At 64.5% G+C, this 11,769-nt stretch carries 11 protein-coding genes; 8 read left to right on the top strand and 3 right to left on the bottom strand.

The window, feature by feature from the left end; all coding sequences use genetic code 11:
* The first annotated feature begins 2 nt into the window (after positions 1–2).
* From metF to PTE30175_RS05695, 8 genes are all read left to right on the top strand, one after another.
* The gene (gene metF, locus PTE30175_RS05730; protein WP_150696110.1) at positions 3–833 is read left to right on the top strand and encodes a methylenetetrahydrofolate reductase [NAD(P)H]; all 831 of its coding nucleotides are present in this window, start codon (positions 3–5) and stop codon (positions 831–833) included.
* Between the two features lie 155 nt (positions 834–988).
* Positions 989–2,596 (top strand): ABC transporter substrate-binding protein, encoded by a 1,608-nt coding sequence (locus tag PTE30175_RS05725; RefSeq protein ID WP_150696109.1) that lies wholly within the window; start codon positions 989–991, stop codon positions 2,594–2,596.
* 171 nt (positions 2,597–2,767) lie between these two features.
* A complete protein-coding gene (locus tag PTE30175_RS05720; protein ID WP_150696108.1) occupies positions 2,768–3,772 on the top strand; it encodes an ABC transporter permease subunit in 1,005 nt (334 codons plus the stop codon).
* Positions 3,773–3,782: 10 nt separating this feature from the next.
* A complete protein-coding gene (locus PTE30175_RS05715) occupies positions 3,783–4,718 on the top strand; it encodes an ABC transporter permease subunit (protein WP_150696107.1) in 936 nt (311 codons plus the stop codon).
* The gene (locus PTE30175_RS05710; RefSeq protein ID WP_150696106.1) at positions 4,715–5,728 is read left to right on the top strand and encodes an ABC transporter ATP-binding protein; all 1,014 of its coding nucleotides are present in this window, start codon (positions 4,715–4,717) and stop codon (positions 5,726–5,728) included. The genes PTE30175_RS05715 and PTE30175_RS05710 overlap by 4 nt, the downstream gene beginning before the upstream one ends.
* 92 nt (positions 5,729–5,820) lie before the next feature.
* Positions 5,821–6,777, top strand: a complete 957-nt coding sequence (locus tag PTE30175_RS05705; RefSeq protein ID WP_150696340.1) for a peptide ABC transporter ATP-binding protein — start codon at positions 5,821–5,823, stop codon at positions 6,775–6,777.
* Positions 6,774–7,775, top strand: coding sequence for a TraB/GumN family protein (locus tag PTE30175_RS05700; protein ID WP_150696105.1), 1,002 nt, complete (start codon positions 6,774–6,776; stop codon positions 7,773–7,775). Before PTE30175_RS05705 ends, PTE30175_RS05700 begins: the two co-directional genes overlap by 4 nt.
* Before the next feature lie 272 nt (positions 7,776–8,047).
* The gene (locus PTE30175_RS05695) at positions 8,048–9,613 is read left to right on the top strand and encodes an AbgT family transporter (RefSeq protein ID WP_150696104.1); all 1,566 of its coding nucleotides are present in this window, start codon (positions 8,048–8,050) and stop codon (positions 9,611–9,613) included.
* 105 nt (positions 9,614–9,718) lie between these two features.
* On the opposite strand, the gene ureG is transcribed toward PTE30175_RS05695, so the two are convergent.
* From ureG to ureE, 3 genes are read right to left on the bottom strand one after another with little or no spacing between them, the layout of a single operon-like run.
* Positions 9,719–10,357, bottom strand: a complete 639-nt coding sequence (gene ureG, locus PTE30175_RS05690; protein ID WP_150696103.1) for an urease accessory protein UreG — start codon at positions 10,355–10,357, stop codon at positions 9,719–9,721.
* Between the two features lie 24 nt (positions 10,358–10,381).
* A complete protein-coding gene (locus PTE30175_RS05685; protein WP_150696102.1) occupies positions 10,382–11,107 on the bottom strand; it encodes an urease accessory protein UreF in 726 nt (241 codons plus the stop codon).
* Positions 11,076–11,729 (bottom strand): urease accessory protein UreE, encoded by a 654-nt coding sequence (gene ureE, locus PTE30175_RS05680; protein WP_150696339.1) that lies wholly within the window; start codon positions 11,727–11,729, stop codon positions 11,076–11,078. The genes PTE30175_RS05685 and ureE overlap by 32 nt, the downstream gene beginning before the upstream one ends.
* Between the last annotated feature and the right edge of the window lie 40 nt (positions 11,730–11,769).

Below are 11,769 nucleotides of genomic sequence, written 5' to 3'. Positions count from 1 at the left end.
TCATGACGCAACGTTCCTTCAGTTTTGAATTTTTTCCGCCGAAGACGCCCGAAGGCGCGGAGAAGCTGCGCGCCACGCGCCAGCAACTGTTTCCCCTGAAACCGAAGTTCGTTTCCGTGACGTTCGGCGCGGGCGGCTCGACACAGCAGGGTACGCTCGACGCAGTGGTGGAGATCCAGCGCGAAGGCGTGGAAGCCGCTCCGCACCTCTCGTGCGTTGGCTCGACGCATGAGAACATCCGCGAAATTCTCGGCACCTACCGCAGTCACGGCATTCGTCACATCGTGGCGCTGCGCGGCGACATGCCCTCGGGCATGGGAGAGATCGGCGAATTCCGCTACGCGTCGGAGCTCGTCGAATATATTCGCAAGGAAACCGGCGACTGGTTCAATATCGAAGTCGCCGCGTATCCCGAATATCACCCGCAGGCGAAGTCGCCGCGGCACGATCTCGAGAATTTTGCGCGAAAGGTGAAAGCCGGCGCGAACGCTGCGATCACACAATACTTCTTCAACGCCGACGCTTATTTCCATTTTGTCGAGGATGCCAAACGACTTGGCGTCGACGTGCCGATCGTGCCGGGCATCATGCCGATCACGAACTATTCGCAAATGATGCGGTTTTCGGAAATGTGCGGGGCCGAAGTGCCGCGCTGGATTGCAAAGCGCCTCGAGAGCTTCGGCGACGACCGCGAGTCGATTCGCGCGTTCGGCCTCGATGTGGTAACCGAACTGTGCGACCGCCTGCTGGCGGGCGGCGCGCCGGGACTGCATTTCTACACGCTTAACGCAGCCGGGGCTACGCAGGCGATCTGGAAACGCCTCGGTCTGTGACGTGGACGCCTGTTTTTGGGAAATGTCTTAAGTTAGAAGGGCGCAGCATCAGGGTTTGCTAGGGATTTGGCGTGTTGTGACACGGGGGAAACGTCAGTAATATCCCTCGTGTGCACGGTGGCGACTGGCTGCCGCGCGTACCTCGAGAGGAGCCCATGAAACAGACTCATACCCTGCGTTTGCTGTTGGCTGCGACCTTGCTGACGGGCCTGGCGGCCACCCTGCCGGCCGTTGCTGCATCCAAGACCCTCGTGTATTGCTCGGAGGGCAGTCCGGCCGGCTTCGATCCCGGCCAACTGACCACGGGCACCGATTTCGACGTGGCCGACGCCATCTACAACCGGCTCGTGCAGTTCGTGCCGGGCAAGACCGAAGTCGCGCCAGGTCTCGCTGAGAAATGGGAGATTTCTTCGGACAACAAGATCTATACCTTCCATTTGCGCCACGGCGTCAAATTCCAGACCACCGAGTACTTCAAGCCCACCCGCGACTTCAATGCGGAAGACGTGAAATTCACGTATGAGCGCATGGCGGGCGACAAGCTGGAGTTCAGCAAGGCGGCCCCGGCCCAGTTTCCGTACTTCGTGGACATGGGCATGAAGGCCGATATCGAAAAGATCGATATCATCGATCCGTATACGGTGCGCTTCACGCTCAGCAAGGTCGACGCGCCGTTCATCCAGAATCTGGCGATGCCGTTTGCGTCGATTCTGTCGGCCGAATATGCGGACAAGCTGCTCAAGGAAAACAATGCGCGCGACATCGCGTTGAAGCCGGTTGGCACCGGGCCCTTCATCATGAAGAGCTATACGAAGGACGCGACGATCCGCTTCGATGCGAATCCCAACTACTGGCGCAAGTCAGACACGAAAGTCGACAAGCTGATCTTCGCGATCACGACCGACGCGAGCGTGCGTGTGCAGAAGCTCAAGAAGGGCGAATGCCAGGTCATGACGTATCCGCGTCCGGCCGACCTGGATCAATTGAAGGCCGATCCGAAGCTCCAGATGCCGAGCCAGGTCGGCTTCAATCTTGGCTACGTCGCCTACAACACCACGCACAAGCCGCTCGATCGCGTGGAAGTGCGCCAGGCGCTCGACATGGCGATCAACAAGAAGGCGATCCTCGACTCCGTGTACCAGGCCTCGGGGCAGCCGTCGAACGGCGCGCCGATGCCGCCGACGCAATGGTCCTTCGACAAGAACATCAAGCCGGCGGCATATGACCCCGAAAAGGCGAAGTCGGTGCTGGACAAGGCCGGCGTGAAGAATCTCGAGATCACGTTGTGGGCCATGCCGGTGCAGCGTCCGTACAACCCGAACGGCAAGCTGATGGCCGAAATGATCCAGGCTGACTGGGCCAAGATCGGCGTGAAGGCGAACATCGTCACGTATGAGTGGGGCGAGTACATCAAGCGCGCCAAGGCCGGCGAGCATGACGCGCTGCTCATCGGCTGGACCGGCGACAACGGCGATCCGGACAACTGGCTCGCCGTGCTGCTCGGCTGCGATTCGGTCAACGGCAACAACTTTTCGAAGTGGTGCTACAAGCCGTTCGACGACATCGTCAAACAGGCGCGCCAGACGACCGACATCGGCGAGCGCACGAAGCTGTACACCAAGGCGCAGGAAATTTTCGTGCAGCAGCTGCCGTTCTCGCCGATCGCGCATTCGACGCAGTACAAGCCGATGAGCAAAGACGTGACCAATTTCACGCTGAGCCCGTTTGGCCGCAACAGCTTCGTTGGCGTCGGCCTGAAGTAAGCGCTTGGGGTGGCCCGCGAGTGCGGGCTGCCGGCGGTGCGGCCTTCGCGGGCGGGCGCCGGCGTGGCCGCATCGCCGCATGTGCGCCACGCACCACAAGAATTTGCGGCTACGTGCCGCATGCCCCTGAAGCCTGCGGGCATGCGGTGCGTCCGCCCACGGAACGTCCCTATGCTGAGATTTGTTCTGCGACGACTGGGCATGGTGATCCCGACCTTCATCGGGATTACGGTTCTCGCGTTCGCGTTGATCCATCTGATCCCCGGCGATCCGATCGAGGTGCTCGTGGGCGAGCGAAACCTCGACCCGGTCATGCACGCCGAGGCCATGAAGCGGCTCGGCCTCGATCAGCCGCTGCCCACCCAGTATTTCACCTATCTCGCGAAGGCGGCGCATGGCGACCTCGGACGGTCGATCGTCACCAACGAGGGGGTGTTGCATGAATTCTTCTCCCGCTTTCCCGCCACGCTCGAACTGTCGCTGTGCGCACTGCTGTTCGCGGTGATCGTCGGGCTGCCGGCCGGCGTCGCCGCGTCGCTGCGGCGCGGCAAGACGCTGGACCATACGGTCATGGGCGCGGCGCTGACCGGCTATTCCATGCCGATCTTCTGGTGGGGCCTGCTGCTGATCATGTTCTTCTCCGTCGATCTCGGGTGGACGCCCGTCTCGGGGCGCATCGGTGTCGAGTTCGACGTGCCGCCCGTCACGGGGTTGATGCTCATCGACACGCTGCTCTCGGGCGAGGAGGGGGCGTTTGCGTCGGCTGCCAGCCATCTGATCCTGCCGGCCATCGTGCTCGGCACGGTACCGTTGGCGGTCATCGCACGCATGACGCGCTCGGCCATGCTCGAGGTGTTGCGCGAGGATTACATCCGCACGGCGCGTGCGAAGGGTTTGTCGCCGTGGCGCGTGATCGTCGTGCACGCGCTGCGCAATGCACTGATTCCGGTCATCACCGTGATCGGCCTTCAGGTCGGCACGTTGCTCGCAGGGGCTGTGCTGACCGAGACGTTGTTCTCGTGGCCGGGCGTCGGCAAGTGGCTGATCGACGCGATCGGCCGCCGCGATTATCCGGTTGTGCAGGGCGGCATCCTGCTCATCGCCACGCTCGTCATCGTGGTCAACCTGGTGGTCGATGTCATGTACGGCGTCGTCAATCCGCGCATTCGCCATTGAGGAGACGACCATGAGCGATACCCCTTCGTCTCTCCCGCCGGTGCAGATGCCGCCGCCCGCCGCCGTGACCGCGACGCCGCGCGCGCGCTTGCTGCGGGAATTCCTGCGCGGCTTTTCCGCCAATCGCGGCGCCACGTTCGCCGCCGTTATCCTGCTGCTGTTGTTCATGTGCGCGATCTTCGCGCCGCTGATCGCGCCGCACAGTCCCATCGAGCAGTACCGCGACTTCGTCAAGGTGCCGCCGTCGTGGCTCGAAGGCGGCCAGGGACGCTTCTTCCTCGGCACCGACGAGGCCGGCCGCGACATCCTCTCGCGGCTGATCTACGGCGCGCGGCTGTCGTTCTGGATCGGCTTGTCATCCGTCGTCATGTCGCTGATTCCCGGCATCATGCTGGGTCTCACGGCCGCGTTTTTTCCGCGCTGGCTCGACACGCCGATCATGCGCCTGATGGACATGATGATGGCGCTGCCGTCGCTGTTGCTCGCCGTCGCCGTGGTCGCCGTGCTCGGGCCCGGCCTCGCGAACACGATGATCGCCATTGCGATCGTGACGCTGCCGGCGTATGTGCGCCTGACGCGGGCGGCGGCGCTCGGCGAGTTGGAGCGCGAGTATGTGACCGCGTCCCGGATGGCGGGCGCCGGCACATTGCGGCTGATGTTTTCGACCGTGCTGCCGAACTGTTCGGCGCCGCTGATCGTACAGGCGACGCTGAGTTTCTCGGTGGCAATTCTCGACGCGGCGGCGCTGGGCTTCCTTGGCCTTGGCGTGCAGCCGCCACTGGCGGAATGGGGCGCCATGCTCGCGTCGGCCCGCGACTATATCGATAGCGCCTGGTGGATCGTGACGATGCCGGGGCTGGCGATTCTCATTTCCGTGCTCGCGATCAATCTCGTGGGCGACGGTTTGCGCGACGCGCTCGACCCCAAACTGAAACGCATCGCATGAGCTTACTGAGCATCCGCAACCTATCGGTCGACTTCGAGGGCGCACGCGCCGTCGACGGTGTCGACCTGACCGTGCAGCCCGGCGAAGTCATCGGCGTCGTGGGCGAATCCGGCTCGGGCAAGAGCGTGACCATGCTTGCGCTGATGGGGCTGATCGACGCTCCCGGGCGTGTGACTGCCGACGAGATTCGTTTTGACGGCCGTGACATGCTGCGCGCAAGCGCCCGCGAGCGCCGCAACGTGGCCGGTCGCGATGTCGCGATGATCTTCCAGGACGCGCTCACGAGCCTGAACCCGAGCTACACCGTCGGCTATCAGATCGGGGAGGTGCTGCGCCGCCACGCCGGCTTGCGCGGCCGCGCGCTGCGCGACCGGATCGTCCAACTGCTGGAGCAGGTCGAGATACCCGACGCGCCGAACCGGTTGGGCGCCTATCCGCATCAACTCTCGGGCGGCATGAACCAGCGCGTCATGATTGCCATGGCCATTGCGTGCAACCCCAAGCTGCTGATCGCCGACGAGCCGACGACCGCGCTCGATGTCACGATCCAGGCGCAGATCATGGCGCTGCTGTTGAATCTGCAGAAAGAGCACGGCATGGCGCTGGTGCTGATCTCGCACGACCTGGCGGTCGTGGCTGAAGTCGCACAGCGGGTGAATGTCATGTATGCCGGGCAGGTTATCGAGTCGCGGCGCGTGCCAGACCTTTTTGACGCCCCCCATCATCCGTACACGGCGGCGCTGCTCGCGGCGATCCCGGAGCACAACCGTGGCACGCGCCGGCTGCACACGCTGCCGGGGATCGTGCCCGGGCGCGACGACCGGCCGGCGGGCTGCCTGCTTTCGCCGCGCTGTCCGTATGCGGACGACCATTGCCGGGCCGTGCAGCCCGCGCTGGCGCCGTACATCGCACCGGACGGCACGGTTTCCAAGGCGGCGCTGGTGCGCTGCTTCAAGCCGTTGCCGCATGCGCCCGGCGCAGACCACAACGCGATCGGGCGGAAGCGATGACCCAGCCATCTTCGATCCCTTTGCAATCCCCGGCGTCCGAAGGCGGGCCGTCGTCCCCCCTGCCGCCGGTCGAGGGCAGCGCACACACCGTCATGTCGGCGCGGGATCTTGCGCGCCATTACACCGTCAGCCGCGGCATGTTGCGCCCACAGGCCGTCGTCAAGGCGCTCAATGGCGTATCGTTCGACCTGCAGTCCGGCCGCACGCTGGCGGTGGTCGGCGAATCGGGGTGCGGCAAATCGACGCTGGCGCGCGTACTGACGCTGATCGAAACGCCGACCTCGGGTACGCTGGCGATCGACGCGACCGAGACGACGGCTGCCCACGCCGACCTGAAGCCGCTGCGCGCCCGCGTGCAGATGGTGTTCCAGAACCCGTATGCGTCGCTCAATCCGCGCAAGACGATCGGCCAGACGCTCGACGAGCCGCTGGCGATCAATACGTCGCTGTCGCAGGCCGAGCGCGCCGGGAAAATCGCCGCGATGATGCAGACGGTCGGGCTGCGGCCGGAGCATGTGGCACGTTACCCGCACATGTTCTCGGGAGGCCAGCGGCAGCGCGTGGCGATCGCGCGGGCAATGATCCTGCAACCGCCGATTGTCGTGGCGGACGAACCGGTTTCGGCGCTGGATGTGTCAATTCAGGCACAGATTCTGAACCTTTTCATGGATTTGCAGGAACGGTTCGCGACGAGTTACGTGTTCGTGTCGCATAATCTTGCGGTTGTGGAGCATGTGGCCGACGACGTCATGGTGATGTACCTCGGCCGCGCGGTCGAACACGGTCCCAAGGCCGCCGTGTTCGGCAAGCCGCTGCATCCTTACACCAAGGCGTTGATGTCGGCCACGCCGGCGATCAAGCCGTCGGAGCGGCGCGTGAAGATTCCGTTGATCGGCGAACTGCCCTCGCCGCTGCGGCCGCCGCCGGGGTGTGCGTTTGCGCCGCGTTGTCCGTATGCCGTCGACCATTGTCGTCAGGTAGTGCCGCAATTGAGAATGCTGGAGGGCCGTCTGGTGGCTTGTCACCGGGTGGAAGAAATACAGGGATGACGAGATTGGCAGGTTCCCCGGAAACGGCGCGCGGGCGCCGGGGCGTAGCATTGGCCAGCTGGCTGTTCGGCTGCCTGCTGATGGCGTTCGCCGTTACGCTTGATGCGGCGCCCTACAGCGGCGCCAAACCGGCCGCGCAACGCGCCATGCCGCTCGTCGTGCCCGATCCCGGCAATGCACCGCCCGGGGCGAACCTGCCGTTCTATGAAGCCCGCAAGGGCGACCTGACGATCTACGTACTTGGCACGCTGCACGTCGGCAAGCCGGACGACTATCCGTTCCGCAAGGTCGTGGTCGATGCGCTGCGCGTGTCGCGTACGGTTGCGTTCGAACTGTCGCCCGACGATCTGACGATGTCGCAGGATGACGTCCAGAAATACGGTATGTGTTCCCGGGCCTGTCTGCCGCGCATGATTCCGGCGCCGCTGTGGCAGAAATTGCACCAGCGCCTGAAGGGCAATCCGGCGATGTTGAGCGAGATCCGACACATGCGGCCGTGGTTGGCGGCGCTGCTCGTCGAGACGCTCGATTCGATGAGCGCGGAATTGCAGACGGAGTATGGCACCGAGAATCAGCTGGAGAACATCTACCGGGGCCGCATCGTCGGTCTCGAGTCGCTGGCCGAGCAGATGGACGCCTTCACGGGACTGAGCGCTGCGCAGCAGAACGAACTGCTCGCGCAGGAACTGGCGCAGACGCCGGCGCGCAGCACGTCGCAGCTGCGCGAGCTGCACCGGCTGTGGCGTGCCGGCGACGCGGACATGATCTACGATTTTTCGCAGAGCAAGGCCGAGCAGGTGCGCCAGCGCCCGGCGCTCGCCGACGCAATCGACGAACGGATCGTCTACGCGCGCAACCGGCGCTTCATGGCGCGGATGCTGTTCCTCGCGGACCCAGGCAAGCCGGTGTTCGTCGCCATCGGTGCGCTGCATCTGGGCGGCCCGCGCGGCGTCCTGCAACTGCTGCGTGAACACGGGTTCTCGGTCGCGCAGCGTTGACGAGATGTCGATGCATCAGGTTCGGCGCAATCCGCAGGGTGCGCTTGCTGTCGGCCGTCGCGATGCACTTGCGCTGCCAAACCACACCATTGAATGATTTCAAAGCGCATTTTCAGGATATTGGGAAATGTCTGAATTTTCATCGACAATCCCCCAATTTGCGATGAACTGCTGAATGATTTCGGTCACGCAACCCCGGCCGCCACGAACGCCTCGCCGGTACACCGGCTGCCCGGGCTGGGGTTGACGAAAACCTACACCAGACAAGCGCAATGACCACAACCCCCCGACGCTTTCCCGCCTTCCAGTTGATTCACATCGTGGAGCGGCTCGGCAACCTGTTACCGCACCCTGTTACCTTGTTCGTCCTGATGTCGGCAGTCGTGCTGGCCGGCTCGGCCGTCGCGTCATGGCTGGGCGTCGCGGTGGCCGATCCGCGTCCGGCGGCCGGGGGCGACGTACCGCCCATGATCGAGGTGGTCAACCTGCTGAATGCCGAAGGCCTGACCCGCATACTGACGGCGATGGTTCCCAATTTCACTGGCTTCGCGCCGCTGGGCACGGTGCTGGTAGCGCTACTTGGCGTCGGCGTAGCGGAGAAATGCGGCCTGATCGAGGCTTGCATGCGGCGCCTGGTGCTCGCCGCGCCGCGCCGCTGGGTAAGCCCTGCGGTCATCTTTGCCGCTGTCATGTCGAACACCGCCGGCGAGTTGGGCTATGTCGTGCTGATTCCATTGGCGGCCATCATCTTCCAGTCGTGCGGGCGGCATCCGCTGGCGGGGCTGGCAGCCGCATTTGCAGGCGTCTCCGGGGGCTACAGCGCCAACTTGATGCTGGGCACGGTGGATCCGCTTCTGGCCGGCATCACGCAAGCCTCGGCGCAATTGGTGGCGCCCGACTATAGCGTGAGCGCTGCCGCCAACTGGTATTTCATGGCGGCCAGCACGCTCATGATCACGCTTGTGGGCAGCTGGGTCACCGAGCGCGTGGTCGAGCCTGCCCTCGGGCCGTGGTCGAGCGAGCAAGCCCCGGTGCCACATGGGGATGACCGCGATGCGTCGCGCGCCGCACGCGAAACGCGAGGACTGATGGCCGCGGGCGCGGTCTTCCTTGTCTGCCTTGCCGCCGTCGTCGCGGCCGTGTGGGTGCCCGGGTCCCCACTGCGCGACGCCCAGGGCGAACTGGGCGCAAAAGCGCCACTGTATGGCGCCGTGGTGGCGCTTATCTTTCTCTGCTTCCTGCTACCCGCGCTGACCTACGGACGTGTGACCGGTACCATGCGTTCCGATCGGGATGTGATCGAAGCGATGTCGTCGGCCATGACGTCGATGGGACCGTACATCGTGCTGGTGTTCTTCGCCGCGCAGTTCATTGCATGGTTCAATTGGAGCAATCTGGGCACTATTCTGGCCGTGACCGGCGCGCAATTCCTCCATGTCCTTGATTTGCCCGCCCCGGCCCTGTTCGCCGGCTTCATTCTGGTGTGCGCCGTACTGAATTTGATGATCGGCTCGGCATCCGCGCAATGGGCACTCACTGCGCCAGTGTTCGTTCCCATGCTGATGCTGGTGGGATACGCGCCCGAAGTCATCCAGGGCGCCTACCGCATCGGCGACTCCGTGACGAACCTGATTACACCGATGATGAGTTATTTCGGCCTGATCGTCGCCGTAGCCGCGCGTTACCGCAAAGACATCGGCGTGGGTACGTTGATGTCGATGATGCTGCCGTATTCGGTCGCCTTCGGCATTATCTGGAGCGCCATGTTCTGTTTGTGGGTCTTCGCCCTGGGTTGGCCGGTGGGACCGGGGAGCGAAACGTATTTCCAAGGGTCCTGAGTTTGCGTGGTGGGCAACGGCGCCTTGATTGTCTGCTTACGCCTCACCCACAGGAAACCGGATGGGTTCGGACAAGCCCGGACAGCCAGTACCGGTTCGGGCCGCTCACACCAGCATCCCGCGCGCCTCGATGAAGCGGATGATTTCCTCGAGGCCCTTGCCTTCTTTCATATTGCCCATCACGAACGGACGCGTCCCGCGCATCTTCTCGGTGTCGCTGCGCATGACGTCGAGCGACGCGCCCACGTAGGGCGCGAGGTCCGTCTTGTTGATGACGAGCAGATCGGATTTCGTGATCCCCGGGCCGCCCTTGCGCGGAATCTTTTCGCCGCCGGCCACGTCGATCACGTAGATCGTCAGGTCGGACAGCTCCGGGCTGAAGGTGGCCGCGAGGTTGTCGCCGCCTGACTCGATGAAGACCACGTCCGCGTCGGGAAAGCGCGCCAGCATCCGGTCGACCGCTTCAAGATTGATCGAGGCATCTTCGCGAATCGCCGTGTGCGGGCAGCCGCCCGTTTCCACGCCCAGAATACGCTCGGGGGGCAGTGCGCCCGCGACCGTCAGGAGCCGCTGGTCCTCCTTGGTGTAGATGTCGTTCGTGATGACGACCAGGTCGTAACGCTCGCGCATTGCCTTGCACAGCATCTCCGTCAGGGTCGTCTTGCCCGAGCCGACCGGGCCGCCGATGCCCACGCGCAGCGGCGGGTTCGGCTTGGTGCGGCGGGTGGCGTTCGTCGAGTTCATGATGGGTGGGTTACCGGAAAATGGTCAGGAGCGGAATAGCCGCGAGTACTGGGTTTCGTGGCGTGATGCCAGGATCGCCAGCCCCGGCGAAAACGTATTGATCCGCGCCGGATCGAGCGACGCGGCGTGCGTGGCGGCCGGCGCGAGGCGCGCACGCAAAGCGACGATGATGCGCTGTGCGGCGAGTTGCCCGAGCGGCACGGCCTTGAGCGCGCCCGCCACCTGATTTTCGAGCCAACTGAAGGCGTAGGCGACCAGCGTGTCGTGCAACGGCGCGTCGTGTGCGACAGCCGCGAAGGCAAACGCGGTCGGCAGGGCGATCGGTTTCATCGACATCAGCACGGCGCGGCGAGCGTCAGTGCCCCACGCGAGCGATCCCGCCAGTTGCGTGAGCGACCAGCCCATCTGTTCGGTTTCGAAACGCAGCTCCGACGCCTCGCGCGTTGCCAGGATCCAGGTGTTCGTGCGCGTGAGCGCTGCAGCATCGTCGGCATGCCACCCACGCCATTGCCGGGCCAGCAGCGGCAGCTCGCCGGTCGCGAAGACGCCGTCGAGCTGGCTCGCGATCCAGCGCTCGGCGCTCGGCGCGTCGTGAATGATCCCGTGCTCGACGGCTGCCTCCAATCCCTGCGAATAGCTGAACGCGCCGATCGGCAGTGCCGGCGACGCAAGGTGGAGCAGCGCGGCCAACGTGTGCAACGACGCCGCGGCGACCGGCTCAGTGATCGTGTTTGCCAGACTTGCCGTCATGTGTGGACGAGGCGAGGCCGCAACAATCGCCGTCATGGGGGTGGACGGGATCGTGCGAATGGGTGTGGGGGTGATCATGGCCATGGTCGTGCGAATGATCGTGCCCATGACGCTCATGGAACACCTGCTGCGCGAGCGCGTAGTCTTCCGCGAAGGTTTCGTCGTGCCCGTGCTTGTGACCGCCGCCATACGCGCCGGCCTCGGGCTCGAAGGGCATAAGCGCCTCGGCCACGTGCACGTCGAGCCGCAGCAGCATGTCGCGCAGCACCGGGTCGTATTCGAGCTTGAGAAATCCGTCGCCGACTTCCACGGGCGTGTGGCGATTGCCGAGATGATAGGCGGCGCGCATCAAGGCCTGCGGCGTATCGGCGCTCACCAGCAGCACCGTTTCGGGCGCGGCTTCCACGCGAATCATGCCGCCGTCGTTGGCCACCAGCAGGTCGCCGTGGCGCAGTACCGAGCCACGCGGCAGAAACAGCGCGACTTCCTCGCCGGTGGCGAGGGCTGCGCGCAGGCGGCTCTTCTTGCGATCGTCGAACGGCAATACGAGCGCCGGCGCGCGCCGCACGAGCGGCGCGGCGATGCGGGCAGCAGCGTCGAGGCGTTTCTCGATACGCCGCAGGGATGCCGATGCGGCGGGTTCAACAGATTCAACAGATTCA

Source organism: Pandoraea terrae (genome assembly GCF_902459695.1).
Classification (GTDB): domain Bacteria; phylum Pseudomonadota; class Gammaproteobacteria; order Burkholderiales; family Burkholderiaceae; genus Pandoraea; species Pandoraea terrae.
Note: the sequence above shows the minus strand (reverse complement) of the source record. Positions and strands in the feature narration are given on the sequence as shown.

Excerpts from the sequence above, each read along its gene's own strand:
- PTE30175_RS05715 (WP_150696107.1), top strand. The coding sequence starts at position 3,783 with ATGAGCGATACCCCTTCGTCTCTCCCGCCGGTGCAGATGCCGCCGCCC.
- PTE30175_RS05685 (WP_150696102.1), bottom strand. The coding sequence starts at position 11,107 with ATGACGGCAAGTCTGGCAAACACGATCACTGAGCCGGTCGCCGCGGCG.
- metF (WP_150696110.1), top strand. The coding sequence starts at position 3 with ATGACGCAACGTTCCTTCAGTTTTGAATTTTTTCCGCCGAAGACGCCC.
- PTE30175_RS05695 (WP_150696104.1), top strand. The coding sequence starts at position 8,048 with ATGACCACAACCCCCCGACGCTTTCCCGCCTTCCAGTTGATTCACATC.
- PTE30175_RS05720 (WP_150696108.1), top strand. The coding sequence starts at position 2,768 with ATGCTGAGATTTGTTCTGCGACGACTGGGCATGGTGATCCCGACCTTC.
- PTE30175_RS05705 (WP_150696340.1), top strand. The coding sequence starts at position 5,821 with ATGTCGGCGCGGGATCTTGCGCGCCATTACACCGTCAGCCGCGGCATG.
- PTE30175_RS05725 (WP_150696109.1), top strand. The coding sequence starts at position 989 with ATGAAACAGACTCATACCCTGCGTTTGCTGTTGGCTGCGACCTTGCTG.
- PTE30175_RS05710 (WP_150696106.1), top strand. The coding sequence starts at position 4,715 with ATGAGCTTACTGAGCATCCGCAACCTATCGGTCGACTTCGAGGGCGCA.
- ureG (WP_150696103.1), bottom strand. The coding sequence starts at position 10,357 with ATGAACTCGACGAACGCCACCCGCCGCACCAAGCCGAACCCGCCGCTG.
- PTE30175_RS05700 (WP_150696105.1), top strand. The coding sequence starts at position 6,774 with ATGACGAGATTGGCAGGTTCCCCGGAAACGGCGCGCGGGCGCCGGGGC.